The sequence below is a fragment of the Oceaniferula spumae genome, from assembly GCF_042849255.1.
Lineage (GTDB): Bacteria > Verrucomicrobiota > Verrucomicrobiia > Verrucomicrobiales > Akkermansiaceae > Oceaniferula > Oceaniferula spumae.
Map to the genome: position 1 here is coordinate 2,183,930 of NZ_AP026866.1, position 25,434 is coordinate 2,209,363.

Annotated in this window: 25 protein-coding genes and 1 pseudogene; 7 read left to right on the forward strand and 19 right to left on the reverse strand. The window is 51.4% G+C overall.

Annotated elements, in window-relative coordinates:
* Nucleotides 1–14 precede the first annotated feature (14 nt).
* The 3 genes from ACSPJT_RS09045 to ACSPJT_RS09055 all read left to right on the forward strand — a co-directional run bounded on the left by ACSPJT_RS09045 (nucleotide 15) and on the right by ACSPJT_RS09055 (nucleotide 3,902).
* Entirely contained in the window at nucleotides 15–197 is a 183-nt protein-coding gene (locus ACSPJT_RS09045) for a hypothetical protein (protein WP_435896054.1), read from the forward strand.
* Between the two features lie 494 nt (nucleotides 198–691).
* Nucleotides 692–1,378, forward strand: a complete 687-nt coding sequence (locus ACSPJT_RS09050; protein WP_435896055.1) for an outer membrane protein — start codon at nucleotides 692–694, stop codon at nucleotides 1,376–1,378.
* A 574-nt stretch (nucleotides 1,379–1,952) separates the two neighbouring features.
* Nucleotides 1,953–3,902 carry a PAS domain-containing hybrid sensor histidine kinase/response regulator gene (locus ACSPJT_RS09055; RefSeq protein WP_435896056.1) on the forward strand — a complete coding sequence of 650 codons (1,950 nt, stop codon included), beginning with the start codon at nucleotides 1,953–1,955 and terminating at the stop codon, nucleotides 3,900–3,902.
* A 26-nt stretch (nucleotides 3,903–3,928) separates the two neighbouring features.
* On the opposite strand, the gene ACSPJT_RS09060 is transcribed toward ACSPJT_RS09055, so the two are convergent.
* The 3 genes from ACSPJT_RS09060 to ACSPJT_RS09070 all read right to left on the reverse strand — a co-directional run bounded on the left by ACSPJT_RS09060 (nucleotide 3,929) and on the right by ACSPJT_RS09070 (nucleotide 5,179).
* Complete coding sequence (locus tag ACSPJT_RS09060) at nucleotides 3,929–4,075, reverse strand: DUF1328 domain-containing protein (RefSeq protein ID WP_435896057.1); 147 nt, start codon at nucleotides 4,073–4,075, stop codon at nucleotides 3,929–3,931.
* Between the two features lie 55 nt (nucleotides 4,076–4,130).
* Nucleotides 4,131–4,367, reverse strand: a complete 237-nt coding sequence (locus ACSPJT_RS09065) for a hypothetical protein (protein ID WP_435896058.1) — start codon at nucleotides 4,365–4,367, stop codon at nucleotides 4,131–4,133.
* 197 nt (nucleotides 4,368–4,564) lie between these two features.
* A complete protein-coding gene (locus ACSPJT_RS09070) occupies nucleotides 4,565–5,179 on the reverse strand; it encodes a response regulator (protein WP_435896059.1) in 615 nt (204 codons plus the stop codon).
* A 381-nt stretch (nucleotides 5,180–5,560) separates the two neighbouring features.
* On the opposite strand from ACSPJT_RS09070, the gene ACSPJT_RS09075 reads away from it, so the two are divergent.
* On the forward strand, nucleotides 5,561–6,004 hold the full coding sequence (locus ACSPJT_RS09075) for a DUF2383 domain-containing protein (protein ID WP_435896060.1): 444 nt from the start codon (nucleotides 5,561–5,563) through the stop codon (nucleotides 6,002–6,004).
* Between the two features lie 146 nt (nucleotides 6,005–6,150).
* Here the strand turns inward: ACSPJT_RS09075 and ACSPJT_RS09080 are convergent, their stop codons facing one another.
* The 3 genes from ACSPJT_RS09080 to miaB are packed head-to-tail and all read right to left on the reverse strand — an operon-like array spanning nucleotide 6,151 to nucleotide 9,252.
* The gene (locus ACSPJT_RS09080; RefSeq protein ID WP_435896061.1) at nucleotides 6,151–6,741 is read right to left on the reverse strand and encodes a hypothetical protein; all 591 of its coding nucleotides are present in this window, start codon (nucleotides 6,739–6,741) and stop codon (nucleotides 6,151–6,153) included.
* A gap of 39 nt (nucleotides 6,742–6,780) precedes the next feature.
* Nucleotides 6,781–7,842 (reverse strand): hypothetical protein, encoded by a 1,062-nt coding sequence (locus ACSPJT_RS09085; protein ID WP_435896062.1) that lies wholly within the window; start codon nucleotides 7,840–7,842, stop codon nucleotides 6,781–6,783.
* Between the two features lie 33 nt (nucleotides 7,843–7,875).
* A complete protein-coding gene (gene miaB, locus ACSPJT_RS09090) occupies nucleotides 7,876–9,252 on the reverse strand; it encodes a tRNA (N6-isopentenyl adenosine(37)-C2)-methylthiotransferase MiaB (RefSeq protein ID WP_435896063.1) in 1,377 nt (458 codons plus the stop codon).
* A gap of 126 nt (nucleotides 9,253–9,378) precedes the next feature.
* On the opposite strand from miaB, the gene ACSPJT_RS09095 reads away from it, so the two are divergent.
* Nucleotides 9,379–10,017: a hypothetical protein gene (locus tag ACSPJT_RS09095; RefSeq protein ID WP_435896064.1), complete on the forward strand. Its 639-nt coding sequence runs from the start codon at nucleotides 9,379–9,381 to the stop codon at nucleotides 10,015–10,017.
* Here ACSPJT_RS09095 and ACSPJT_RS09100 read toward each other — a convergent pair.
* Nucleotides 10,014–10,547, reverse strand: a complete 534-nt coding sequence (locus ACSPJT_RS09100) for a peptidoglycan endopeptidase (RefSeq protein WP_435896065.1) — start codon at nucleotides 10,545–10,547, stop codon at nucleotides 10,014–10,016. The two genes, ACSPJT_RS09095 and ACSPJT_RS09100, sit on opposite strands and share 4 nt — an antisense overlap.
* 85 nt (nucleotides 10,548–10,632) lie before the next feature.
* Between ACSPJT_RS09100 and ACSPJT_RS09105 the strand changes: the two genes are divergently transcribed.
* On the forward strand, nucleotides 10,633–12,042 hold the full coding sequence (locus ACSPJT_RS09105; RefSeq protein WP_435896066.1) for a sulfatase family protein: 1,410 nt from the start codon (nucleotides 10,633–10,635) through the stop codon (nucleotides 12,040–12,042).
* A 71-nt stretch (nucleotides 12,043–12,113) separates the two neighbouring features.
* Here ACSPJT_RS09105 and ACSPJT_RS09110 read toward each other — a convergent pair whose 3' ends face one another.
* From ACSPJT_RS09110 to ACSPJT_RS09120, 3 genes are all read right to left on the reverse strand, one after another.
* Nucleotides 12,114–12,776, reverse strand: coding sequence for a PEP-CTERM sorting domain-containing protein (locus ACSPJT_RS09110; protein ID WP_435896067.1), 663 nt, complete (start codon nucleotides 12,774–12,776; stop codon nucleotides 12,114–12,116).
* A 90-nt stretch (nucleotides 12,777–12,866) separates the two neighbouring features.
* Entirely contained in the window at nucleotides 12,867–13,478 is a 612-nt protein-coding gene (locus tag ACSPJT_RS09115) for a thermonuclease family protein (RefSeq protein WP_435896068.1), read from the reverse strand.
* Between the two features lie 55 nt (nucleotides 13,479–13,533).
* Entirely contained in the window at nucleotides 13,534–14,619 is a 1,086-nt protein-coding gene (locus ACSPJT_RS09120) for a transporter substrate-binding domain-containing protein (protein ID WP_435896069.1), read from the reverse strand.
* Between the two features lie 123 nt (nucleotides 14,620–14,742).
* Here ACSPJT_RS09120 and ACSPJT_RS09125 point away from each other — a divergent pair, with 123 nt between their 5' ends.
* Nucleotides 14,743–16,737: a glycoside hydrolase family 2 protein gene (locus ACSPJT_RS09125; RefSeq protein WP_435896070.1), complete on the forward strand. Its 1,995-nt coding sequence runs from the start codon at nucleotides 14,743–14,745 to the stop codon at nucleotides 16,735–16,737.
* 501 nt (nucleotides 16,738–17,238) lie between these two features.
* On the opposite strand, the pseudogene blaOXA reads toward ACSPJT_RS09125, so the two are convergent.
* The 9 genes and pseudogenes from blaOXA to ACSPJT_RS09170 form a co-directional block, all read right to left on the reverse strand.
* Nucleotides 17,239–18,030 (reverse strand): annotated as a pseudogene (gene blaOXA, locus ACSPJT_RS09130) (class D beta-lactamase); the annotation flags it as partial.
* Nucleotides 18,031–18,036: 6 nt separating this feature from the next.
* The gene (locus ACSPJT_RS09135; protein ID WP_435896071.1) at nucleotides 18,037–18,303 is read right to left on the reverse strand and encodes a type II toxin-antitoxin system YafQ family toxin; all 267 of its coding nucleotides are present in this window, start codon (nucleotides 18,301–18,303) and stop codon (nucleotides 18,037–18,039) included.
* A complete protein-coding gene (locus ACSPJT_RS09140; protein ID WP_435896072.1) occupies nucleotides 18,300–18,557 on the reverse strand; it encodes a type II toxin-antitoxin system RelB/DinJ family antitoxin in 258 nt (85 codons plus the stop codon). Before ACSPJT_RS09140 ends, ACSPJT_RS09135 begins: the two co-directional genes overlap by 4 nt.
* A gap of 114 nt (nucleotides 18,558–18,671) precedes the next feature.
* On the reverse strand, nucleotides 18,672–19,502 hold the full coding sequence (locus ACSPJT_RS09145; protein ID WP_435896073.1) for a hypothetical protein: 831 nt from the start codon (nucleotides 19,500–19,502) through the stop codon (nucleotides 18,672–18,674).
* A gap of 245 nt (nucleotides 19,503–19,747) precedes the next feature.
* Nucleotides 19,748–19,999 carry a hypothetical protein gene (locus ACSPJT_RS09150; protein ID WP_435896074.1) on the reverse strand — a complete coding sequence of 84 codons (252 nt, stop codon included), beginning with the start codon at nucleotides 19,997–19,999 and terminating at the stop codon, nucleotides 19,748–19,750.
* Nucleotides 20,000–20,055: 56 nt separating this feature from the next.
* Entirely contained in the window at nucleotides 20,056–20,238 is a 183-nt protein-coding gene (locus ACSPJT_RS09155; RefSeq protein WP_435896075.1) for a hypothetical protein, read from the reverse strand.
* Nucleotides 20,239–20,280: 42 nt separating this feature from the next.
* The gene (locus tag ACSPJT_RS09160; protein WP_435896076.1) at nucleotides 20,281–22,293 is read right to left on the reverse strand and encodes a DNA gyrase/topoisomerase IV subunit A; all 2,013 of its coding nucleotides are present in this window, start codon (nucleotides 22,291–22,293) and stop codon (nucleotides 20,281–20,283) included.
* Between the two features lie 292 nt (nucleotides 22,294–22,585).
* Entirely contained in the window at nucleotides 22,586–24,292 is a 1,707-nt protein-coding gene (locus ACSPJT_RS09165) for a DUF4407 domain-containing protein (RefSeq protein ID WP_435896077.1), read from the reverse strand.
* A gap of 211 nt (nucleotides 24,293–24,503) precedes the next feature.
* Nucleotides 24,504–25,205 carry a PEP-CTERM sorting domain-containing protein gene (locus tag ACSPJT_RS09170; protein ID WP_435896078.1) on the reverse strand — a complete coding sequence of 234 codons (702 nt, stop codon included), beginning with the start codon at nucleotides 25,203–25,205 and terminating at the stop codon, nucleotides 24,504–24,506.
* Between the last annotated feature and the right edge of the window lie 229 nt (nucleotides 25,206–25,434).

Below are 25,434 nucleotides of genomic sequence, written 5' to 3' on the forward strand. Positions count from 1 at the left end.
CAATAACTATGAAAATGAACAAAACACTCCTAGCCCTCGTCACATGCGCAGCGATCTCGATGATTTCCAGTTGTGACGTACACGTCAGTGGTCCACCTCACGTTGACCCGGTAGATGGACAGACCACCACCACTACTGAAACATACGATCCTTACACAGGAACAAGCACAACCACCAAAAAAACGGTCAATTACTAACCAGCTGAAAGGCTCTAGGCGCATGCGGGCAAGTATGAAACTGCACGCCTAAACCTTTTAAAGCTCGATATCTATCCCGGTGAATCCCTTCAGGATTCCCGGGATTTTTTTTATAGCTATGTGCTCACACAGAACAAACTCGCTAAAATCACGCCATTCAGAATCAGGAGTTGCTAATCCGCAAGTTTCGCAACCATTACGCATTAAGGTATTCCCCCTGGACCTTGATACAGGCATTTTCTGGCTGAACGCTCATCGTTGCAAGTTGCATATCTCTAGTGATGCAACATGCAACGTTCTGGGCAATTCTAACTAAATCGTAATCATTTCACCATCACGTTTTAGCGGCCTAAACGACCCCATATTCCACTGATCTTGTTACAGTTACAACGTTTCTTCAGAATAAACCACATGAACACGCAAAAATTGGCTCACTCATTGCAATGGTAGTTGGGCAATCGCGAAACTAGCGATCAACGAACAAAACTAAAACCATGAAAAAACTTAGCTTAGTCACATTACTCTCAATTCCATCTCTTGCCTTTGCTGGTGAGGTTACCCATGAATCAGTAGCTCCGCCAGTGGTGGGACCAACATTACAAACATCTAACTCTTGGTTTCTTGGAGCCTCAGCTGGTTATCTCGTCGACGCCGAAGATGAATTTTACTCTCTGCAAATTGGTAAGGACCTCGGCGAATTGAATGGCTGGAGCCAGTCTGTATTCCTCGATATCGGTTATTCAGAACTGAAAAACGACGGTGACGAATTAAATCTCGAAGACACCTTCGATCTGGATCCAGGCGACAGCTTCACAGGCGACTCAAACCTCGAGGCCACATTCATTCCGATTACCCTCAACTACAAAGTTGAGAGAAACCTCACACAGAATCTGAGCTTCTATGCTGGTCTCGGTGCAGGTGTAGCCATCATCGACGTTGATGGTGATTTCACTGATGATATCAACGAGATCGACGATTCAGGTAACGACAGCCAAACGACCTTCTTCGCTCAAGCGTTCCTGGGTCTCGTTTACAACGTGAACCCAAGTTTCGAAATTTTCGGTGGAGCTCGTTACATGTTCATCGACGACTACTCCCTAACCACCGATAGCGGAGCCAAGTTCGACGTCGACGACAACGACGATGTTCTTCTGGAAGCCGGTGTGCGCTTTAACTTCTAAGTTAGAGCAGCCATCCCATTGCCAAGAGTTATCTAACTCAAACCACTACCCTCCACTGCCACACCCAGCAGTGGAGGGTTTTTGCTGTACTGAAAATTCTTCATCCTATACCAAAGGCTTTCCCCTCATCATTCATACAGCGTTTCATTTTCATAAAAGCTCCTGTGTAAGAACTGAGGTAATACTCCGTCACGGAGCAAACAGTCTAGAAACAATTGAGGAACAGCAGCGACCTATCTATAAATGACTTAGGCTCATTACTCTCCTCGATGCGGTTATTTGGTCGTCACAACCAGCTTGACAAATTATCGCGGAATGCGACGATTTCTGATGCAGATCGTGCAATTCCCCTCTCCTCATGCACCGCAATATTGATTTAAAACTCAACTAACATTGTAAGCCGAATACGTTAGAGTGTGCCTATGTTAGCCGCGCTTATCACCTCAAAAAATAAAGAGGTCCCTAATCTGCCCGAATGAGACAATGGAGATGGACAAATATTACTCTGTTTCCAGATAGTTTCATATGAATGGGCATAAGACAGCCAATTGATAAGCTCTGCCAATATACCATCATGGAAAATCCCGCATCGACACAGTCTGAAGCCAACGCACTGGACTCGCTTCTGACATTCGCCCCCATTGGATTGGCGTTTTTCGACACACATTTTCGTTATACAAGGGTCAACGAGTATCTTGCTCATTTGAATAACCTGCCTGCAGAGGAGCATGTGGAAATGCTGGTCAAGGACCTGCATCCCCGTTCTGCCACCTTGTTCGAGCAGAGCATCCGACAAGTTTTCGCTGAAGGCAGACCGCTTCCAGTCACTAAACAAAAAATAGATCTCGCCGAGGAGCCTCAGGATAAATCAGTCTCGATTAGTTTTTTCCCCGTTACCGATGAGTTTGATAATGTCACGGAGGTAGGTGCTGTTGTTTTTATTCACGAAGTGAACGAATCTGATGATAAGTTACTGCCCCCTCACGAGCTTAAATTCAGACACCTGGCCGAAACCCTCCCCCAGATCGTATGGACATCGGATCCAGATGGGACAGTGGACTATGTCAGCCCACATTGGACCACCTACAGCGGATTGGATATTGAGGACCCGGATTTTCTCAATATTGACGCCGCAATCCACCCGGAAGACATTAAACTCACACGTAAGGCTTGGAAACGATCTGTAGATACCGGAGAGATTTATGATCATACCTACCGCCTCTTGAGCCAGTCAGGTGAGTATCGTCACCACGCCGCTCGAGCAGTGCCCGTGCGTGATCAAAACGGAGTCATTTCCAGATGGTATGGAACCAGCACAGACATTGAGTCTCACAAAAAAACCGAGAACTCATTGAAGGAGGCTACCCAGGCGAAGGATAAATTCATTGCCATGCTCGGTCATGAACTACGCAATCCTCTGGCCGCCATTACCTCTCACTATGAAATCATGGGGCACCCGCACGCCTCAAAAGAAGAACATGCCAGTGCCTACCAACAGCTCGGCAAACAGATTGAGCACCTCGCCCGACTTGTCGATGACACCTTGGACATCGCTAGACTCACCAAGGGTAAAATGCGCATCGAAACTGAATTGACCGAGATCAACCAGCTCGTAGAGAATGCACTTACCAGCCACAAAAGCGGTGCCGAGGAGAAGAAGATCGAACTTTCCTACCAACCATATCACAAGGAACAGTGGGTGGTTGCTGACCCTATCAGAATCACTCAGTGCGTTACCAACCTGCTGAATAACGCTATCAAATTCACACCGATCGGAGGAGCAATCCGGGTTTCCGTTACACCGGATAAAAAGAACCCGCGAAACACATGCATGGTAGTTAGCGATAACGGCCTAGGCATGAGTAAGCCTGAAATCGAAAAACTGTTTGAGCCATTTGCTCAGAGCAAAAACGCTGACAGAACCAGCAGGGACGGGCTGGGCCTTGGACTTGCGATCATCAGACAATTGATGGAATTGCACGGAGGTAAAGTGGTCGCATTCAGCGAAGGCAAAGGCAAAGGCACCGAGATTACCCTGAGCCTCCCGTTGAGCGATGCCGCTCAAGAACGAACTTTAGAATCAGAAGATGAAAATTCTACGTGTGATGATGGTACCTCTTTAAGTTCTAAAATACTTGTCATAGAAGATGACGAAAATGTGGCCGAAGCTCTGAAACTCTTGCTGGAGCTGGACGGGCATGAAGTGGCACATACGGTAGCTGCTGAAGATGGCCTTGAATTAATCCATTCGTTTGTTCCGGAAATTGTGCTCTGCGATCTAACTCTACAGGGAGAACTCAGCGGTTGGGATTTCGCCCAGTCCGTTAGAAATTTACCTGAGAACAATCAAGTGAGGTATACCTATCTTGTAGCCCTTTCCGGCCACTCATCTCCCCGACAATCAGAAAAAAGTCTCAAGGCCGGGTTCAATGAACATCTGTGCAAACCATCCACACCTGCGCAGCTCAGAGGGTGTATTATACGTGGAAAAAAAGAGTCGTCCCCTAATGGGAACGACTCCTGAAATGATATCGATTGACCTGCCTTTGATTAGAGGATCAGGGTAACAATCCATATGATAAGGAATACGGCAAACAAGATCTTGGCAATATTTGCCGCAGCTCCTGCGATGCCTGAAAATCCTAATACAGCTGCGATAATTGCAACTACGAGAAATAATAGTGTCCAGTCTAACATAATTTTATTGGGTTATAGGTTTGATTGATTTGCGATTGGGTTTTGAGACATGAATCTAGTTGGTAGCATCTTTGATTTCTTCTCCAGCTTCATCCACTTTTTCCCCTGCTTTCTCAGCTGGTCCTTTCTTTGCACAGCTTGTTGCCAACAGAACTCCAGCGCAGAAACACACAAGTCCGAAGAGTGAGCTTGTCACAGGACGCTTGCGAATAGCGGTTAGTCCTTCTGACAGCGTGTCTGTCGTAGTGGAAGATACCTGGTTTGCTAGTTGCTTGATTTGATTTTTATTCATGACGTAAGTAATCTAGCACGAAGCAGTCCATGCTAACCCATCTAGCAATTAAGACACATAACTCACTCCTTTCGTGACAGTTACGAAACACTCTTAGGAATTCAAACCAGCTCCATCTGCCTTCAAATCCTTGCACAATGCAACGTTCACCATGCAGAACGACACCCGAAAACACTGCTCAAAGCAGTCTTATAGTATCAGCACCTGATCACAGCCTCCTGCAATAAAGCTTTGGCATATTTTCTAGCCGTCGCGTTGTTCGCGGGAACTGGAGTTTTGGAAATAACTCTCAGAAGTTTTGCCCACATAGTAGCAAGAGGGCCAGACTCCTTCATCACCTTCTCATTCTCGAGCAACTCCAAGGCTCGTTCAAATTCAAGTGAGCGAACTTTATCAAAAACATCATCCAGCTCAGACTTAATTTTGGCGTTTTTGTCCAACGCGTAGCTTACGAAATCACGCAGACCAGTCAAAGACATCGGCTTGGCTAAGAAATCGACGACTCCGTTACATACGGCTGAGATCATCGCTCTCTCTGTAATGTGAGCACTGCATATGATCACCTTGGTTCGATCACCCCGCTGCCTTAATTCGCGCAGCACATCCAAACCGGTCAGCCCGGGCATGTTGAGATCGAGCACGATCAAATCATATTGATTCTTCTCTAAATCATCCAAGGCCTCTTGACCTGAGGAGAGACAAAAAACATCACGGTCTTCTCCTATCAAGGCCATCTCGATACCTATCAATAGAGATGGCTCATCATCGACAATGAGAATGCGCTTCTTTGGTATGTAATCGTCTCTAATCATGAACTGATACTTGTGTGTGTATCACTATAGATAGCGGGAATCGTGCCACCTTTACCGTATGCCAAAGATTATTTCAAGAGTCTTTATAAACCAAGCAGTTTCAAGGGTTGAGCTGTGCACTAATTTATAAACCTAGATCAGTAGTGCTACATATTTTCTAATCCACCATGCATCTTGCCACATTCAGACGAAAATTTGATGCAATATGAAACGTTTGAATTGACCACTGAATATCCTGAAAACTATTCAATCTATTGGTTTTGTGATGATTAAAGGTATCCCTCAAGTCTGGCATGGTAATCGCAATATCTGAGTTGTCCAAGGTGCGGGTTCAACCTGAACACCGAAATCAAATTTAAAAACACCAACCAACCAAACACTATGAACACAACACCACAATATAACGAAGACTGCATCAAAGAGTGTAACAGCCTACTTAGAGGCGAACTCTCCGCCGTTGAGACCTATGAACAAGCCATCGATAAGTTTGGCCATGAGGGTCAGGGTATGCCCCTCCGTCGAATTAAGGAGGAACACCAAGCATCCGTCAGAGATCTGAAAGACTCCATCACCGCCATGGGCGGCATTCCCGATGACGAGTCGGGCGCATGGGGAACCTTTGCCACCGCAGTGCAAGGTGCCGCTAACCTCTTTGGCGACAATTCAGCCGTCGCCGCCCTGAAACAGGGTGAAAAGCACGGCGAAAACGAATATGAAGAGGCGCTCGAGAAAGATTGCATCATGCCGTCTTGCCGCAGCCAGATTCAGACCAAGTTGCTGCCACGTGTGAAATCACACATCAGCACATTAGACTCATTAGGATAACATAATAGATCGGGGTATATCCGCCCCACACGTATACACCTCAGCAGGTTTTATCACCTCGCTGGGGTGTTTTCTTTGTTGCAGTGAAAGGTCTGCGTTATCACAGAAACCTCAGTGAGATCGGTGCCTGACACAGATCAGGATCTTTATTTCCACCAGATAACCGAACAGGCCAACACGGCGACGCCGTAGGCTAGGCCACCCAATGTCAGAGCGCGGTAACGTCCGTCGGTTTTAGTCGCCCAGGTAATGGCATCGCGCATGGTGTAGGGCATGCCCACCCAGAAGAGACCTTTGAAAATGATGATATAGGCGAAAATTGGGATCAACAATCGGCTCGTAGGCTCCTTGAGGTAGGCTGCGTAGAGAAGTGGCGCGGCGACCATTAATGCTAACAAGCCGATGGCACGCACCGTGAGAAATTCCTTCACGTGAACAATCATGCCGTAGGCGGCGATGGGAACGAGTATGCGGAGAATGGGTTTCGCCCGGTCAAACTCACCAAGATCCATCTGCAAGTAGCTGAAAATCCCGAGACGATCCGGTGCGATCAACAGCCAGAACCACGTCATGCCAATGCCCATTAACCAAGGGCCCAGCACTCTGTTGCGAGGCAGTTTCTGGAGAAACGTTTTGCTGTCCTCAGGTTTCATCAACATCCAGACATGGAGACCAATCAACCATGCAGCCAACACGTAGCCGGCAACGTTCAGGGGAATCTTCTCGTAAGGATGCATCTGGGCGGATGGTATGGGGAATCGTGCGTGTGAAAAGGATTATTTGTCGGTCTCGGCAGGGGCCGTGTCAGCAACGTTGGGAACCACCACCACAAGGCCCGTTCCTGATTTACCTTCCAGCTTGAAGCTGTAATCACGCGCCTGGAACCAGTCCGGCTGATCGCTCATATTGAGAATTTTAATCTCATACCCTTGCACCGCATTCCGGTCTTTGCCGGCTGGCAATTTTTCCAGTTTCCCCGAGAGCTTCAGCCCATACATATAGAAAATCACTCCACCGCCAGGCGTGCACTCCACCAGTGGTAAATCCGGTGTCCACTCGTGGCGGGAGCCTTTATAGACACTCACGCTCAAGATCGTCGCATTCGCACCTTTGGTAAATTGTGAGAGAAACTCCGGGTTGAATCGATCCAAGGTCTTGTGCGCAGCGTGCACAGTCAGTGCATCGCGCAAATCCAGAACTTCGAAACAAGCTGTGGTCTTAAGCTCTTCTTGGAAAAAACTCTGGTAGCTATTGCGAGCATGACGCTGCCCAAATCGACACTTGTTGAGAGTTTTGTAGAGCCACTCGATGCGTCTTTCGTTGTCGTCCCTGCGACTGGGAACATCCACGATCTTCGAGGTATGCCACCAAAGCATGAAGGGCACAAAACTACTGGCGAAGTTGTTGTGATCTTTGTCGTAGTACTCGGATTGGTCGATCGGCGGAATATTTCTTCGGGTCACACTTTCATCAGGCACACGCTTGAAACCAATGGGCGCCACCGACGGCAGAACAAAATCCTTAGGGATCAAGACCTCACCGCCTTTGGCGAGCGCATCGATTTCATTCTCTTTTTCCTGCTGAACATCCCATGCCTTCTTGAACCAGTCCCTATCGTCATCCGAGAGTGAAGTGATCGGCACGTTATAGATTTTTCCGCGTGTGTCTTGAATACGCAAGGTCTCGCCATCGCGCCCAAGAAACTTACCACGGAAATGCTTGCCGTTTTTTCCGTGCCAGACCCGCGAATCCGTCAGTTTTGCCTCATCGGCTTCGGCCGGAAGCCATGAAAAAATCAAGAGACAAGCGAGGACGAGATATCGATTCGAAAAAATCATAACGAGAGGAGGAATGGAAATGTAAATCAGGCCCTAGTGAATCACCGGGGTACCGTAAAGAGAAAATCCGGTGGTATCCTCGATATCGACATCAAAGATCTGGCCGGTCATGCGTTGTTCATCACCATCAAAGATGACGATCTTGTTCTGGCTGGTGCGCCCCATCAGGCGGTCCTTGTTCGTCTTGGAAGGACCGGTGCAGAGAACCTGCTGACGGGTTCCTACCAAGGCTCTGTTTTTCTTCTCAGAGATCTCGTTGACCACTTTCAAAAGTATCTGGTTACGCTCCTCCTTGACCCGTTCAGGTAGCTGACCTTCCATTTCAGCTGCCGGTGTATTGCGGCGTTTGGAGTAACGGAAAACAAAGGCATTATCGAAGTCGAGCTGCTTGACGGTGTCGACAGTCGCTTGAAAATCCTCTTCCGTCTCACCGGGGAATCCGACGATGATGTCAGTGGTGATCGCGAGGTCGGGTCGGGCCGCCTTCATGTTCTCACAGATCTCCACGAACTTCTGGTTTTTATAGGGACGGCGCATCTTTTTCAAAATGGCATCGGAGCCAGACTGCATCGGAAAATGGATGTGGCTGCAAAGCTTCGGCAAGTAGGTGAAGGCCGCAACAAGATCAGAGCGATAACCAATCGGGTGAGGTGATGTGAAACGAATCCGCTCCAGTCCCTCCACCTCGTGCACCGCTTCGAGCAGTTGCACAAATGGTGACTTGCCGTCGACTTTGGGAAATTCAGTCCGACCGTATAAGTTGACGATCTGGCCTAACAAAGTGATCTCTTTGACACCCTTGGCGACCAGCCCTTTGCACTCCTCGACGATATCAGCGATCGGTCTTCCACGCTCGCGACCGCGTGTGTCAGGCACGATGCAGAACGAGCAGCGCATGTTGCAGCCCTGCATGATGGAAACAAAGGCAGTGGTCTGATTTTCCTGAGTGACGTGGTCACGGATGGTGTTCTGGCTGTCCTTTTCCTCCTCAATATCACAGACACTCTCGCCGGTGAGGGAATAGGACGGATCGTCCATCCGCATCTCCATGCGCTTGGTCAGGATATTGTCCACGTATTCGAAAACTTTGTGGTATTTCTGGGTTCCCACGACCACATCGAGGTGGGGGATGTTCTGGAAAAGCTCGTTGCCGCGGCTCTGCGCCATGCATCCCATGTAGCCATAGACCACGTGCGGTTTTTTCTGCCGGAGTTTGCCCATGATGCCCATCTTCCCAAGTGCCTTCTGCTCAGCCTGGTCACGCACACTGCATGTGTTGACCAAAATGGCATCCGCATCGAACTCGGTAGGAGTCACCGTGTAGCCACCTTCCACGAACATCCGGGCAACTTGCTCGGAGTCGCGCTCGTTCATCTGGCATCCGTATGTCTTGATAAAAACCTTGGGCATGGGAGCAGCAGATGTAAGACGAAAGATTCAAGAATCAAGGCTCTATTTTACCCTCATGCACTCTCCAGCTTGTTAAAAAGACAAAATGGATTGCCGTATTCTATTCCCTGATAGATGGTGTTTACTATGAAAACCTTGCTCCTTTTATTCAAATTTTGCACGAGTTGCCTAGCTGACTACGGTGTCATCCAAGATCCTGACGGTTACACCAACATGCGGAAATCCGGCTCCGTCAAAGCTCCCGTGGTTCACAAAATTCTCAATCACCAGGTGTTCCACTATTTCGGCAGACTGGAGCAACCGTGGATCTCGGTGAACATCGACACAGATGACGGCAAGCGAGTTAGCGGGTTTGTTCATCGCTCTCGCATCATGCCGCTGACGAAAATGAAAAAGCTCAAGCAGGGGGAAGCCATCAGCATCAGCTACACCACGCAACCCTTCGTCAAAGCCGACCACAAGATCTCACAGAATGAACATGGTGGCGTGGGAAAAATCGACGGCCTCACCGTCTGGGGCACCGATGGAGGCCTGCCAAAGACCGAGATCACCGGCGTTCAGCTCACCTTGAATGGGAAAAAGATCGAAGTGCCCAAGCGACTATTCGCTAACCTCTACGAACCTAGCAAGCAATTCAATATCTACAGCCACGAGGGCGTTTTCTATATCCCACAACACTGCAGCGATGGAGCGGGAGGCTACCATTTGGTCTGGGTCGTGGATCAAAAAGGCAAACTCACTCGTTGGGTGGACAGCCCTTATTAGAGACCTCTCGGATGCCGCACGTAATACCCTTTCGCACCGCGACGCTGGGGTTTCCAACGTGGACCGGTGGAGTTCCAGGTGCCCCCGGTATCGAAGCGTAGTCCGGCGATGACTAGGAAAACGTGGCCTTTTCTGACGTAGACCGTCACCCAGTCGCCATAGCCTTTTTTGCCGTAGTCGAAGAAATTCTGGGAAACCAGCGGCTTGTCGAGTTTGCCACCGGCATTCAGCACAAAGGATGTGGCGCCTGAGCAATCGTAGCCGTGGTCATGAAAACTACGATGGCCACCGCCATAGACGTAAGGTTTGTCAGTGAGCGAGTTCGCAGCTTCGATCATCTTTTTTACCCGACGAGGAGCCTTGGGCGGTGCCGTGGCTTTGCCTTCGGGGCTGATGTAAGCGGTTTTGCCGTAATCAAAGCGATGGATGATGTGTGTCTCCTTCGCCTTCAATTGCGACGAACAGGAGTTCAGGGAAAGCGTTGCCACCAGAGCAACCAGCAATGTAAGGGGAATGCTGACCAATTTCATGGCGATAGTTAAGCATAATTAACTATTTGAATCAAACCTCAATTATTCTGATAGCTCGGGGAGATCAATCGGGTATCAATTCCCCATGCAGTCGATTGTCAAAATTCTCTCCCTCAGCCTGTCCGTAATGATGTGCCATAACGTTCATGCGCGCGACGCCATGGATCGGCCGAATGTGATCATCATCTACCTCGACGACAGTGGTTACGGCGACTATTCGCACAATGGCAATCCGGTCATTGAGACGCCTAATATCAGCAAACTTGCTGCCGCCGGCACCAGCTTCACCCAGTTCTACGTCTCCTCCCCTGCCTGCAGTGCCTCGCGTTACTCCCTGCTAACCGGCCGCTACCCCGGGCATTCCCAACTTGGTTCATGGGTGATCGGGCCGAGCGCTAAAAAACACCTTCGCACCGAAGAAACAACCATCGCGGAGGGACTCAAAGCCAAGGGCTACGCCACAGGCATGTTCGGAAAATGGCACCTCGGTTCACCGAATAAGGCGAACAACATGTCACCGGACACCTTACCGCTGGCGCATGGATTCGATCGCTGGATAGGCACCAATGTTTCCCACGACTACGGAAACGCCAAACTTCTCAAATCCGATACCAATGGAAGCAATCCCATCCAAGGCTACAGTGAAGTCGCCAAGGATCTTCCTTCTGATGTCAAAGCCTCCGAATCACTCACCGGTCGCTACTCTTCCGGAGTGGTGGAATTCATCAAAGAAAACAAAGACAAACCGTTCTTTGCCTATGTCGCCCACAACCAACCGCACCTCGGACTGTTTGCCAGCGATGCCTTCAAGGGCAAATCACGCCGTGGCCTGTTAGGTGATGTCATGGCGGAGGTCGATGACTCCGTCGGGAAGATTCTGGACACGCTCAAGGAGCAAGGCATCGAGAAAAACACCATCGTCTTCTTCTCATCCGACAACGGCCCGTGGGTGATGTTCCGCGATAAAGCCAAAACCAAATACGGCGAAGCGCGCATGCACGTCGGCTACGCCATGCCATTCCGCGATGGCAAAGGTTCCTGCTGGGAAGGTGGCCACCGAGTGCCCAGCGTCTTTTACTGGCCTGGGGTCATTGATGCCAAACGTGAGCTCACACCCGCCAGCACTCTCGATGTCTTACCTACCCTCTTCGCCCTAACTGGAGCAGAACTACCAAAAGCTCACAAGCCCGACGGACGCGACATCCGCTCACTGTTAGCTCCGCAAAAATTCAAAGGTGAAATCGGTGAGTTCGAGTTCTACTACAGCCACGCCCGTAACAACCTCATCGCCATTCGCAAAGGCCCTTGGAAACTCATGGTCGCCATCCCTTCCCAGACAGGAAACAAATACGGCTTCGAAGCCAGCGAGAAAAAACCGCTGCTCTTCAATGTCGAACAAGACATCAGCGAGCGCATCGATCGCGCTGCGGAGAAACCCGAGTTGGTGCAAGAGTTACTGGAAGAACTCCTCAAGAAGCGTCAGGAAATGCGATAACCAGCGACAAAAAAACTCAACTCATGCACGGGGCTGAGTTGAGTTTGTGAATTACCTTCAGCTGTGAGAAACTAGCGTTTTCTTCTGAGAAGAAATGCTAGTCCGCCCAGTCCGGCAAGCGCTGCGGACGACGGCTCGGGAATCGAAGTCAGCCGGACCGCGTTCAGCCGGCTGCGGTTGTTGCCGTTATTTTCACGTACGAACACATCGTACCGCGAGACTCCGTCGGATAAAAAGGTGAAAGTAGCTGCCGGGTCTGTAGGTGAGCTGCCCATGTTATCAGTGACTCTGCCATTCGCTTGCAATGAGCCGTTGATCGTAGCGGCATTGTTTTCACCACCGTTGGTCCGTAAACCCAAAATCTGATCGCCTACCCCTCCACTGGAGTCAAAAGCCCAGACTTCCACCTGCCATATCCCTGCAGGCAGATCTCCGGCTGCACCAAATAACAAGATGACAGCCTGCCCTGCTCCATCATCGAATGCAAAATCGCCCGTGAGTGCGTTTGGGTTCGGACTGGCCGATGTTCCTCTGACCCGGGAACCATCGGAACTGTCGATCGAGAAATCAACCCCACCGATATTGACTGTTCCCCCATTGGTTGAATGGTTTGCGTTAAGACCAGTCCAACCAGCTTCAGTGATTGGATCGTCAGCATCGTTGATGTCGATCGAGTATATGGTCGCTGCATGGGCAGATGCAGTCAGGATTAGGAAGGGGATGAGAGTCTTCATGTCGCCATCATCTCAATTTCACTGCTCAATGTCCATGGCCAAAAACGCACGACTGGTTTATAGAACGCGACAGCTTAGGCGCATATTGAGCTATCTCTTCCCCCAAATCCCCACTCGCTCTCGCTTAGCCTTACTCTCCATGGCGTGAAGCTTGGCCATAAAACGTTTGGCATCGATCTTTCTAGGCAGGTCGTTTTTAGTTTGATTCCAGAACGGTTCATCCCAGTCAGCCCCGAAGCCGTAAGCCCGGGCCAAGCCGGCTTCAATCAAGGCTTCATCAAGCCTCTTACCATCCGCATTCACTACGATTGCATAATAGCGCGCTTTCTTGCTCGCCCCTCGAGCCTTGGTTTTCCGGGTGTAAACGGTGAATGGCTTACGCAGGAATTTCTTGGTGAAGGCACTCGCTTTCCTCCCCCAAGATAATAATTCCTTTTCCTCAACACCAAAGTCCTTCGCCTGCTCCGTCAGTCTGGATGCCACTCGTTGGTCGGTTTCCGGGCAATCGACACCGTAGAGTCGAAAAACGTAGGTATATCCGGTGAGTGCTTTTACCGAAAAGCTGTCGCCATCAAAATACTTCTCGTCCGCCAGCTCACAGCGTTCGTAAACCAGCCATTGCTTGCCTTTGGCTTGCGCCGTCATGGGAAACAGGCCGAGCAAAAGGAGCAGCCATGCCAAATTCGGGATCTTATTATTCATGTTAGAAGCACATTCTATGAACTCGATTTCATGTCCAGCGAGAAGCCAAAGCAACCTACTCCTCGAGTGGCGGGAACCATTCCATTTCCACATCATCCAGATAGCCTGACTCTTGCAGGCGCAGCAACTCGATGTTCAACTCATTGGCTCTGACATCGCCTTTTTGAAAGGCGAAACCGTATCCCTGAGGTTGGTATTTTTGAGGTGATAACCTGAATTCCAGCTCGTCTTTCCCTTCCAGATAATAGCGGAGCTGAGGCCGATCAAACACCACCGCATTGACCTTCTTATTTTCTAGCAACTTCATGGCATCTGGCAAACTGGTGGCATAGAGTTTGCGGCCTTCGTGTTTGGTAACAAACGCTTCACCGGGGCTGCCTTTGATCACGGCGATATTTTTACCCGAGAGGTCTGCGGTGGTTTCGATCTTCACCCCGGTCTCACCGGACATCGCAATGGTGCCGGCCAGACCGGCCAGCAGTGAAGTCGCGGAAAGTAAGGCAATCACCATCCAGCCGCCTAACACGACCCTCCCCATCACGGTCTTGGGAGCAAGGTCGCCGTAGCCCACGGTGGTCATCGTCACCAAGGCCAGCCAGATGCCATTGCCCAAACCTTTCACCGGGCCTTCACTGAACGGACCGTCACAGGCTCTGCGCTCCACCACCCAGACCAAAAAGCCCACCACGGCGAGAATCACCATGAAGATGGATAGCGCGATAAAGAAGGTCTTGCTGAAAAACGGCTTCACCATGCCCCACAGCGTACGCCCCTCATCGCGAGAAAGGATGCCCAGACTGGAGCTGAAATACGGCTGGGTGAACTCGAATTTTTCCTGCCTACCCGAGGTGATGCTCACCGGGCCGACGACCATGTCGATTTCTCCGGCTTCCAACTTTCCAAGTGCCTCACCGACACTGGCGTAGCCTTGGTAATCGAATGCACGTCCTGACTTGATCGCCATCTTCTCCCAGATGTCGACGGACAAGCCTTTGTAGCCATTAGCGCCTTGCACGATGAAAGGTTCACTCCCCGCCACGCCAACGCGCAGCCGCTCCTCATCCTGCGCCATGGCAGCGCCACAAAGCAAAAGCATGAATAATCCTACGAGCGGGGCGAAGATACGAAGTCGGTGGGTCATGCGCCCCATCATAACGAATTTGCGAATCAGTTACAACCTCGCCATATTTGCTGTATAAAAACCGCCGCCAAACTCGTTTATGGTAAACACCCACTCTGTGCTCACCAGACACGCTTTCATCTCATGTTTTCAAAATACACCACCATCGCACTCGCCCAGTTTGCCCTGATCAGCGGCACCGCCCTCACCGCCGCACAAGATCCCGACATGGGTGATCACCCGCGCTTTGCCCATGCCATGCAGGTGGAAACGCGGCACATCGACGGCCTCCCTGTGGTGTTCCACTACGGCCAGGTCCGACCCGACTTCGAAGATACGTCGGAAAATCCGCACCGCAGCCGTGTCAGCCTCGATGGTGAGTGGAGCTTCCGTTTTGACCCGGAATCCAAGGGCGCCAGCGAGCATTGGTTCGCCACCAAGACCGACCTAACAGACTGGAAAACGGTGCAGGTTCCTCACTGTTGGGACGCCATGCCCGGCGGCAAGTTCTGGGACTGGAGCGACCAAAGCGTCAACAACCCACCGCACTACAACGGCGCGGCCTGGTTACGGCGCAGCTTCGATTTCACCCCAACCGCCGGCAAGCGTCAGCGCATCGCCTTCCTCGGCGTGCAGCAGCGGGCGCGGGTTTACATCAACGGTCAGGAAATTGCCCAGCACGAGGGCGGTGGCGCGCCTTTTTCCATCGATGTCACCGAGCACCTGAAAGCCGGAGCCAACACGCTCGCGCTGAAGGTGATTCGACTGCCGAATTTTAAGAAAAAGAAGGACAGCAAGGACTGGCAGGAGCTGGACTACACCCACACCCTGCACCCGAAGGCCCCAGACTGCTGGCCGTACGCCGGCATCCACCGCAGCGTCTCCCTGATTGAGGAACCATCCCTCAGCATCCGCAAGAGCCAGATTCACACCAAGAACGGCACCATCCGCCACGCCGTCATCATTTCCAACCACGGCAAAACCGCCGCCCAAACCCGTGTCTCGGTCAGTTACAACACCCCCAGCACGCCTAATAAAACCAGCGAGACCATCACCGTCGCTCCCGGCCAAACGTGCGTGGCCGCCCTCAGCAGCACCGCCGGCGACGAGGCCAAGCGTTGGTCTCCAGAGACACCGGTAATCTACCAAGCCACCGCCACATTGTTAGACGCTAATGACAAAACCATCGATCAACTCAGCAGCACCTTCGGCATCCGCGAGTTCACCACCCAGGGGAAACAATTTATGCTCAATGGCAAACCGATCTTTCTTAAGGGCGCATCCATCTATGGCGAGCACCACACGCGCGGTGCGGCGCTGACCAAGAAAGACCACGAGGAACTTTTCGGGCTGCTGCGCGATAGTAAGTCCAACTTTGCCCGACTGCACGTCATCCAGCGCGATCCTTACGCTTATCAGTTAGCCGACCAGCAAGGCGTCCTCGTTTGCGGTGAGTGGGGTGGTTTCTGGTACAAGGAAAAGTCCATGCACGCGCAGACCGTCGACAAAAAATCCATCTATCAGACCATGGCCCGTTGTGCCGTCTGGGACCTGATGAACCACCCATCCGTGGTGCTCTGGGGGCTCAACAACGAGTGCCACCAGTTCTGCAAGGAATACGAACCCTTCCTGAAAATGAGCCGCGAGCTGGTGTTGGAAATCGATCAGTTCCAGAAACTCCCCATCACCTGGGCCGCCTGGCACCCGCACAAGGGACAGCCGCATTTCGAACACGCGGACGCCGTCGGTTTCAACGAATACCGAGGCGCCATGGACCCCTTCGAGTTACTCGATCCGGACATGCGCAAAGTGCAAAAGCAGAACCCTAACAAACCGTTGATCATTCTCGAAAACGGTGCATGGTCGAAGCGAGGCAGCCGCGGAAGTGTCACCAAGAAAAACAACGAGAACTGGCAGGCCGATCTCCTCAAACGCCAGTGGCAAGTCCTCAGCAAACACAGCCCCGCCTTCGCCGGCTACACCTACTGGCTACTCACGGACTACCGCTCGCGCAAGCCCTACACCGGCAACAAAGGCCAGAACGGCTACTCCCGCATGGGCATCTACGATCACGAAAACAAACCCAAACTCCTCGTCCGCGAGGCGTTCAGGAATTTGAAGAATCCGCTGGAGCAGTAAAAAACATCATTCCTTTTTCCCAGCCGCCCGCAGCTTGGTGATCTCTTCGCGCAAGGACTCAGCATGTTCGGAGTCTAACGCCTCAAGACGCAACAAGTCTTTCTCAGCAGCATCGAGCTGCTTGAGCAAAAGATACACCTGCGCGCGGGCGGAGATCACATCATCGTAGTCCGGATCAATTTCCAGTGCCTTGTTGTAGTATTGGATCGTCGTCGGCAGATCATTCTCGATCTCCCAGTAGGAGTTAGCCAGGAACACATAGACCTCCGGAAATAAGGGATTGAGCCCGACTGATTTCTGCCAATGTTTCCTCGCCACCTTGTACTTCGTCAGCTGCTCGGGCTTCATTTTAATCTCACCGTCCTCCTCGGCATCAAAACCACGCTGAATCAGTTCCTTGTGAATGGCGGTAACAATCTTCACCCCGGCACGATATTCTTGAAAGGCTTCGATGGCTTGTTCTTTTGTTACTTTGTTAGGCCCGACTTCCCCAGGTTTCTTCGGCAGGGCATTCATCGAGTGTAGAATTCTACGCGCGATGGCTTCTCGTTTGAAAAGGTCATCCATGCGATTGGGAGTGTCCATGTTGAGGGCAAAAAATACTACACCGCTCGGGTGCTCCACCCAGCCTACCCACCAGCCGATTGTTCCGCTCCAGCCAGTCTTGGCGCGCAGAATCCAATCACTCCCGGCTTCATTAATCATCACATCCTTCACCAGCCTCTGAGCATTCAGGCTGAGCGGAAGTTTATTCCGGTGAAGTCGCTGCAGGAAATCAATCTGCTCGACCGCAGAAATCCTCAGGTTCCCCTCCACCCAGAACGGAGCCTTGCCGGTAGGGTCCGCATTGCCATAGTTAATCTTTTCCATGTACTTGCGCTCCCCCTCCTCACCGATGGCCTTTTCAAATGTCTGGTAAACCCAAACCACCGAATGCCGCATCGACGAGCGCAGTGTCTGATCGCGGTTCCACGGTTCGTAAAACCTCTTCTTGCCATCCCAGGGAATCACCTGAAATTCATCCCTCACCACCCCAGCATCGATGGCAAACATGGCGTGCGGAATCTTGAAAGTGGATGCAGGAGAAAAACGTGTCGCCGCCCGCTTGCGATTGTAAACAAAACGTCCACCCGACTCCGCCCGTTCATCAACCACCACCATCGTTCCCTCCGCCTTAAATTCAGCAAAGACCGCCTTCCACTCCGGGCGCGATACAAGATCGTACTCAGCCGCTACGGAGAACATGGGGAGGCAGAAAAGAGCCGCTACAAGGGATCGGTATAAAGTGGTCATGAGAAATTAGAAAAGGTCCGCGTGAGTGCCAGTGCGACCGAGAATCAGAGCTTCTTCCGTGACTTGATAGAGCAGCAACCAGTCGGGTTCAATGTGGCAATCTCTCCAGCCAGCCCAGTTGCCACTCAAGGCATGATCCTTGTTACGCACAGGTAGAGTATCTCCCGCCACCAGATGCTGAATGACGACCTTTAACTTTTCAAGATCCTTGCCTCGTTTCCGCATCCGCTTAACGTCCTTTTTGAACAACGAAGGTTGGACAATTCTCATCATTCCCAAGAAGCAAAAAGATCTTCCGCATTGTCAAAGCTCTCGCAGTCCTCGCCCTTCTCCGCCTTGCTCAGAGCCACGGCGGTTTCGACGTTGGGAATACGAAGCTCGACCGGAAATTCGCCACGCAGGGCAATCTGACGGTAGAGCAAACGAATCGCCTCGGTCGGCGTCATGCCAAGCGTTTCCAACACCTTCTCGGTGGCTGCCTTGGTATCCGGATCGATACGCGCGTGAATGACAGAGGTTTGGGACATGGGGTTAATGTATCACGTATGCAACACAAGTCAAACTCGACCCGCTAGTTTGACTTTGAAGTTTTGACTAACCTTAGTAAGTTATGATTATACCTCTGCGAATACTGTGACTCGTTATGCCACCGTTTCAAACCAACCGCGAAGAGAATCTGACAGGTTTCCTAGCTTGTCTCCATGCTTAGCAACCCATCCAAGCCCTTTTTTAATCAAAGCCTTTTTCTCTTCCGGTTCAGCATCTTTAGCTCTGTCCATCAACTCCTCTAGTTCATTCCTATCTTCCTGCGCTATACCCAGTGCCTTAAGATCTGAATGAACAGAATTATAATCCCCTATCTGCAGGCTACCTGATGTAACATCTCCAAGCACACCAGAAAAATTTTCGATATTATATGTATGTCCCATAGCTATTTGCTTTTCTTCCTGGGAAAATGACATTCCTTCTCCAAGAATTCCATCATTTTCTAATTTGAGACTCCAGTCGAGTATCGAGTTCCGAACAGCATCCAGTATTTTAACGAAAGAGCTGCGGCCAATAATGAATACTGGCAGACGAGGTGAATTGCTAGATGTCATCAAGTGATAGGCCATCTTTTCTGGAAGATTCATTATTAATGTCCCATCAGATTCTTCATCTAAAAGGTCCTGAATCTCAGCAACTGACTGCCTAACATCTCTCTCTCGTAAACCCTCTGGAGGCCCATCAGTCCATATGAAAGGAAGCCATACACCGTTATATGGATTAAAAGACTTAACTTCACCAGGAACGATACGATAATCTGGTATATTCTCGGCAGCAGTATAACCGTTTAGCTCTGCTCTGGCCCATGCTACCGAATCGCCAAGCCCAAGCTTAGTAGCAATCACCACACACTTGCGCAGAAGATCATCAACCGCTGATGACCTTTCCATGGCGGCATGCTGAAGCTCGAGGACTATTGATTTCATTTTTTCAATATAGTGTTAGTTAGAATAAAAGCTAGAGACAGCTCTTCCTTTGAGGATAGTAGCTTAGTGTGGACTCTAAGAGGCCCAGTGCTATACACGTATCATGCGCCTTTAACCTTCTGCATCATTATCTAATTGTTAGAACGCAACAAGCATGAAATCACCAGCACGATGAAACCCCGCCGCACGAGGCGAACCTCGTCAGGCCGCAAAGCGGTGGCAAGCCACGCGCACTCCAGAGAGGCCTATTTCTTTTTCTTCGACACGTGCACCAGGCGTTGTTTGTCGGCTAGCAAGTCTTGGTTTGAGGTCTTTTTCGTAGTCGACGCCGCGTTCCACGGCGATGCTGTCTGCACGCCAGCCATCACCGCATCAGACGTGCCGCCGTAGATGATGACATCCGCCTCGTGCGTGTCGGCATACGCCCATGAGAAAAGCAGAACTGGTAAAAGTATGAAGAATGATACTGAGCGTGGGCACAAGGGATGAAAATCCATGTAATCAGGCTGGCTGGCAGATAGAGTGTGTCAAAACACTCTCACTTTTCCTCCCGTTAGCGATTCCACTTTTTCAATGGCGTTCTGGTAAACGGAAGCTCCAGCTGCTGCCACTGTGGGCCATCGTGCTGCTGGAAATTTTCACGACGGAGGAAACAGGAAACCCGCTTGATCAACTCTGAGCTGGATGACTTGGCGGCGTGAAGGAAGGCTTGCGTGTTAAGGGTGATTTTGTTCATGTGAACACTATTCACATTTCCACCCCCCGCGTCAATAAAAAGTTACTCCTCCTCGTCTCCGGCTCCTTCTTTAGGTGCGCGCACTACGCGATCAACGGTGTGCTTGGTGACCAAGTTGCCTTTGACCGCACGGCCCTTGAGAGCAAGTTCGCCGAAGTGGAATGGACGGGACATATTACGCAGGCGCAAGGCTGGCTTGAGGTGAACCAACACAATATTATCTTCACTTTCCTGCTCGGTATCGTGCACGGCGAGGTAGAGAACGCGGGAGCCTTTGGTGCCTTTTGTTAGGTCGTATTCTTTGTCGCGGGTGACACCGCCTACTTTGAATCGCTTGGCATAGACGGCACCCTGACGGCCATCGCGATAGATCATCGAAAAGACCTTTTCCTCCTCCTTGCGGAAAATGGCGATGTGCTGGATGCGTTTGCCGAAGAAGGATTTGTCCGCGATTTTGGAAACGCGCATCACGCCCTCACCATCGATGGCGATGACGTCATCGATCTTCGAACATTTCTCCACGCTCTCCTCCTTCTTCAGTCCCCAGCCAGCAAAGCCGTCCTTGCGGTTGACGAAGAGTGTCTCAGTGGCCGCGACAACTTGCACGCGGTTGACCACGCCGAACTCGGAAATCTCGGTGCGGCGCTCGCGGCCTTTGCCATATTTCTTGATGAGATTTTTGAAGTAGGCGATGGCGTAGCGAGTCAGCTGGGCGAGGTTTTTCTCCACCCCAGCGATGTCGTCCTCGAGGCCTTTGATGAGTTCGTCCGCCTTGAAGCTATCGAACTTCGAGATGCGTTTGATTTTGATCTCTGTTAGGCGAACAATGTCCTCCTCGGTGACTTCGCGGTGCAGCAGCTTTTTGAACGGATCGAGCCCTTTGTCGATGGCCTCGATCACGGCATCCCAGGTTTCGCATTCCTCGATGTCGCGGTAGATGCGGTTCTCGATGAAAATGCGCTCCAGTGAGGAGAAGTGCCACTTTTCCTGAAGCTCGCCGAGTTTGATCTCGAGTTCCATCTTGAGCAGATCCTTGGTCTGGAAAGCGGAGTGCTTGAGGATCTCGGTGACACCCATGAAGCGCGGTTTGCCATCGTAAATGACACAGGCGTTCGGGGAAATGGAGACTTCGCAGTCGGTGAAAGCGTAGAGTGAATCGCGTGAGGTCTCGGGGTCCACTCCGGCGGGCAGATGGATCAAGATGTCGGCCTCGGCGGCGGTGTTATCCTCGATCTTGGAGATCTTGATCTTCCCTTTTTCGTTCGCGAGAACGATGTTGTCCATCAGGCTGCCGGTGGTGACACCGAAGGGCACCTGGGTGATGCGAAGGATGCGCTTTTTCTCGATCTTGATCTCGGCACGCACCCGGATCTTGCCGCCGCGCAGGCCGTCATTGTAGTTGCTGGCATCCATGATGCCACCGGTGGGGAAATCTGGGTAAAGCTCGAATTTTTCCTTCCGAAGCGCGGAGATGCAAGCTTCTAACAATTCGATGAAATTGTGCGGCAGCATCTTGCAGGCGAGGCCCACGGCGATGCCTTCCACGCCTTGTGCTAACAGCAGGGGAAACTTCAGTGGCAGAGTGACGGGTTCCTTATTTCTTCCGTCATAACTGCGGGTCCACTCGGTGGTTTTCGGGTTGAAAGCGACTTCGAGTGCGAAGGGAGTCAGACGTGCCTCGATGTATCGCGGCGCAGCGGATTTATCACCTGTTAGAACGTTGCCCCAGTTACCCTGGGTATCGATGAGTAGTTCCTTCTGGCCAAGCTGCACCATGGCGTCTCCGATGGAGGTATCGCCGTGCGGGTGATACTTCATGGTGTTCCCCACCACATTGGCCACCTTGTTATAGCGACCGTCTTCCAGCTCGCGCATCGAGTGGAGAATCCGACGTTGCACCGGCTTCAAGCCATCTGCCAAGTGCGGAACGGCGCGCTCCATGATCACGTAACTGGCGTAATCTATGAAATAGTCCTTGTACATACTGCCCAAGCTTTGCTGCTCGCGGGCATCGTCTCCAGGCTCTTGGCCTGGGGTAAAATCTAGTTCATCCATGGGGAGAAAATCGTCAGGAAAAGGGTATCAGGGAGGGGTCGAGAGGTATTTAACCATCCTTAAAGAGTGATGCAAGCATGGAAAAACGAATCAGACGCCACAGTCATCCATCCGAACGAAACAGATCACGAGCGCTTTTCCCAAGGTAGGGAAGATTGGCCTCAATCTTCCGGGACGGAGCTTTTCAACACTACCTGAATTAAACCGTATCCAACATCCTTGATGTAGTCCCTTTCCTGTGAATCACGGGAGGGGTGTGCAGATGGCAGCGCTACCTGACTGACGATGAAACCTACTGCGCAACGCTGTGTGAGTGAGCGAAAAACTGCTCCATCCGGCGGTGCATGTCGTCATAGAAACCTTTTTTCATCGCTTCAATAACGGCGTGTTTTTCAGGGCCGGCATTCGCCATGATGGCTTGCTCAGCTTGCATTTTCTCGTGGAAGGAACGTTCTAGCTCGATCATCGAATCAAGAAAAGCACGGGCGGCGCGCGAGTGCTCGACGCCATCGACGAGGGCATTTTCCAGTGTCTTATTACGAGTCACGGCGATCAGGTCACCTTCGCCCAGTTGTTCCATGTAGCGGTGGTGGCTTTTGATGAAGGCTTTGTGCTCGCTGTCGAATTGGATTTCATCGCGGTCTAACAATTTATCGTAAGGACCGGCTTTACAGAAGAATTTCACCATCAGCGGGATGGTGTCCACCAGCATGAACAGGGATGTGAGAATCCAGTAGGTGGTGAAGGCAAACTGGCCGCCTTCCTTGCCCTGCTGGAATAGGTGGTGCAGGGCCAACGTCTGAGTGAGGATGTCTTTGCGCGGCTCGTTGACGATGGCGGCGATGCTGGCACGCTCATCGGCGGCGACTGAGGCGAGCCCCTCCTGCATGCGTTTGAGTTCAACCAGCATGGAGTCGATCTGAGTCTTGATGGTGGCTCGTAGGGCATTCTGTTGGCCGACAAATTGATCGGCTTGGTCCGATTGCACCTTGCGGCGCAGTGCCGCCACCCTCGCCTCTTCTTGCGCGGCGACCTCACGGTCAGCTTCGAGTTTTTTCTCGAAGGCGGCAATGGCCGTGGTCTTGGACTCGGCGATGCTAGCCAGCAGTCCGCTTTTCTCGCTGGTGAGATGTTTCAGCTGCTCACCCAGGCGGGTGGCCTCGGTGCGGCGCCAGGCGAGTTGATCGTCGCGAATACTTCTCGCGCGTGGCCCAAGCCCACGGATGCCACTGCGCTGGCCGTTGACTTCTTTTTCAAACTGCTCCTGCCACATCGCGAGCTCCTGCTGGATCTTGGTGTATTGCGGCGAGAGTTTGGCGACTTCGGTGTCGATGGCGGTGACTCGATCTGAAAAGGTCTTGGTCGCCTCGGCGATGGATGCCTTCAGCTCGGTCTGCTGCTCGGGGGTGAGTCCGGCCATGTCGGAGTCATCTTTTTTATCCTCTGTGACCAGGAATTTGGCGTTAAAGCTGTCGTTCCAGCGCTCGCGTTGTTTGGCGATGGCGGCTTCGTGAGTGCGGATTTTTTTCAGCTCATCATCTTTCTGAACTTTGAAATACTCACGTGTCTTCTGAACCTGCTCTGAACGCGCGGTCTCGATCACACCACTGACGGTGTCTTTGAAAAGCAACAGCACCAGGGGGTGGGCAATGGTCAGGCCCATCAGACCTGCGACGACAAAACGGAGTGAGAACTGACCGAATTTCTTCAGCGGGGAGAGAAACGGGCGGTAGCTCGCGAGTAGGGCTCGGTCGATGGTGAGAATGATAAATGCCCAGACACCTGCGACTGGGAAGATCACCCAGTTGTTATCGGTCAGGGTGGACAGGGCGTAGGCGCAGGCGATGAAAGCGAACGCACAGGGCACCAGCACCGTGGCTCCGAAGGCTACGTATTTTCGCTGCTCCCAGTTCGGGCATTGTTCCAAAGTCTCAGTACCGGCTCCGGAGAGCCAGAAGAACATGCGTTTCACGATAGAGGAAGATTGGGGAGAGTTCATCAACTCATTGCTACGCTCTGATGGAAGCGCTCTTGCAGTGAAAGTTCGTATTTTTTACCTACCCCCTTGGCGCACAGCAACTTGATCGAAGGATGGCGCTGAAATCAAGCCGCGATGATCAAAATAAAGGGCTCCATTTTTCAATGAAGCCCAGAATATTAGAGTATTTTTTTCCCGCATTCAGTGAAGTTAAATGCTTTCGATTTACAGACTACTTCCTACGGCGCAGGACAAGAGCAAGTCCACCGAGGCCGAGGAGGGCGGCGGAAGAGGGCTCGGGAATCACAGTCACAATGACACCGGTATCACCATCGCTGACGACACTAAGGTTGACGCCAATCACTGCAGGAGCGCCATTGACGGTAATTTTGCTGAGATGCTCACTTGTGAAGGCCGCAGTGTCCTCGTTTGTCAGATTTAAGATCGAATCAGAATCGAGGAAGTCGAGAGTCGAGTTATTGAGGGGCACTTCACCACCTCTAAGAGTTAGCACGGAGCCTCCGTCAAGCGACCAATCGATGTCCAAAGTAAATTGAAACGACCCGCTTGCACCTCCGATGATGGATGCGGTAGTTTTCGTTCCAGTGGTGTTATTGTGCCTGATGCCATTAGTGGATGTTGTAATCATGCTGAGACCACCTCCAATTTGCAGAGCATTGCCAGTTCCGAGGTAAACACTGCCTCCTATGCCTGTAGCGCTCGTGCCGCCGAGAGAATTATCGAACAGGATAAGACCTCCAGTGGAAGCGGTGATATTCGCGTTAGGATTAATTGTATTAGCAGCCGGTGTTCCTCCACCATCAGCTACCCAGTTGGACTCCTGAAAGAACGTGTTGTTAGTGCCCTGCCAAGTTAATGCAGCTTGGGATGTGGCGCAGGTGGCAACCACGGCGAGACCTAGGCAAAGTGACATGTTCATCGTTTTCATCATAATGAGATTTTGAAGCTGCAGGAATTTTGTGCGGATCTCATCGCAATGACAACCATTAAATCGGGCCAGGCCTTACATACTGCACCTCTATAATATTGCCTCCCAGCCATTGGGAGGCTGTTTCCAGTCTTTAAGAGTGCTAAGACTACCTCGCCAATCAACATATTTACTAGCCGATCCGTCTTGGCTCTTGATTCTTCGCTCTTTCACC

Coding starts and splice junctions, on each gene's coding strand:
- ACSPJT_RS09145 (WP_435896073.1), bottom strand. CDS start 19,502: ATGAAATCAATAGTCCTCGAGCTTCAGCATGCCGCCATGGAAAGGTCA.
- ACSPJT_RS09080 (WP_435896061.1), bottom strand. CDS start 6,741: ATGCATCCTTACGAGAAGATTCCCCTGAACGTTGCCGGCTACGTGTTG.
- ACSPJT_RS09045 (WP_435896054.1), top strand. CDS start 15: ATGAACAAAACACTCCTAGCCCTCGTCACATGCGCAGCGATCTCGATG.
- ACSPJT_RS09115 (WP_435896068.1), bottom strand. CDS start 13,478: ATGAATAATAAGATCCCGAATTTGGCATGGCTGCTCCTTTTGCTCGGC.
- ACSPJT_RS09140 (WP_435896072.1), bottom strand. CDS start 18,557: ATGTCCCAAACCTCTGTCATTCACGCGCGTATCGATCCGGATACCAAG.
- ACSPJT_RS09100 (WP_435896065.1), bottom strand. CDS start 10,547: ATGAAATTGGTCAGCATTCCCCTTACATTGCTGGTTGCTCTGGTGGCA.
- ACSPJT_RS09170 (WP_435896078.1), bottom strand. CDS start 25,205: ATGTCACTTTGCCTAGGTCTCGCCGTGGTTGCCACCTGCGCCACATCC.
- ACSPJT_RS09105 (WP_435896066.1), top strand. CDS start 10,633: ATGCAGTCGATTGTCAAAATTCTCTCCCTCAGCCTGTCCGTAATGATG.
- ACSPJT_RS09085 (WP_435896062.1), bottom strand. CDS start 7,842: ATGATTTTTTCGAATCGATATCTCGTCCTCGCTTGTCTCTTGATTTTT.
- ACSPJT_RS09110 (WP_435896067.1), bottom strand. CDS start 12,776: ATGAAGACTCTCATCCCCTTCCTAATCCTGACTGCATCTGCCCATGCA.
- ACSPJT_RS09070 (WP_435896059.1), bottom strand. CDS start 5,179: ATGATTAGAGACGATTACATACCAAAGAAGCGCATTCTCATTGTCGAT.
- ACSPJT_RS09135 (WP_435896071.1), bottom strand. CDS start 18,303: ATGATGAGAATTGTCCAACCTTCGTTGTTCAAAAAGGACGTTAAGCGG.
- ACSPJT_RS09075 (WP_435896060.1), top strand. CDS start 5,561: ATGAACACAACACCACAATATAACGAAGACTGCATCAAAGAGTGTAAC.
- ACSPJT_RS09125 (WP_435896070.1), top strand. CDS start 14,743: ATGTTTTCAAAATACACCACCATCGCACTCGCCCAGTTTGCCCTGATC.
- ACSPJT_RS09065 (WP_435896058.1), bottom strand. CDS start 4,367: ATGAATAAAAATCAAATCAAGCAACTAGCAAACCAGGTATCTTCCACT.
- ACSPJT_RS09165 (WP_435896077.1), bottom strand. CDS start 24,292: ATGAACTCTCCCCAATCTTCCTCTATCGTGAAACGCATGTTCTTCTGG.
- ACSPJT_RS09120 (WP_435896069.1), bottom strand. CDS start 14,619: ATGACCCACCGACTTCGTATCTTCGCCCCGCTCGTAGGATTATTCATG.
- ACSPJT_RS09060 (WP_435896057.1), bottom strand. CDS start 4,075: ATGTTAGACTGGACACTATTATTTCTCGTAGTTGCAATTATCGCAGCT.
- miaB (WP_435896063.1), bottom strand. CDS start 9,252: ATGCCCAAGGTTTTTATCAAGACATACGGATGCCAGATGAACGAGCGC.
- ACSPJT_RS09055 (WP_435896056.1), top strand. CDS start 1,953: ATGGAAAATCCCGCATCGACACAGTCTGAAGCCAACGCACTGGACTCG.
- ACSPJT_RS09150 (WP_435896074.1), bottom strand. CDS start 19,999: ATGGATTTTCATCCCTTGTGCCCACGCTCAGTATCATTCTTCATACTT.
- ACSPJT_RS09095 (WP_435896064.1), top strand. CDS start 9,379: ATGAAAACCTTGCTCCTTTTATTCAAATTTTGCACGAGTTGCCTAGCT.
- ACSPJT_RS09155 (WP_435896075.1), bottom strand. CDS start 20,238: ATGAACAAAATCACCCTTAACACGCAAGCCTTCCTTCACGCCGCCAAG.
- ACSPJT_RS09160 (WP_435896076.1), bottom strand. CDS start 22,293: ATGGATGAACTAGATTTTACCCCAGGCCAAGAGCCTGGAGACGATGCC.
- ACSPJT_RS09050 (WP_435896055.1), top strand. CDS start 692: ATGAAAAAACTTAGCTTAGTCACATTACTCTCAATTCCATCTCTTGCC.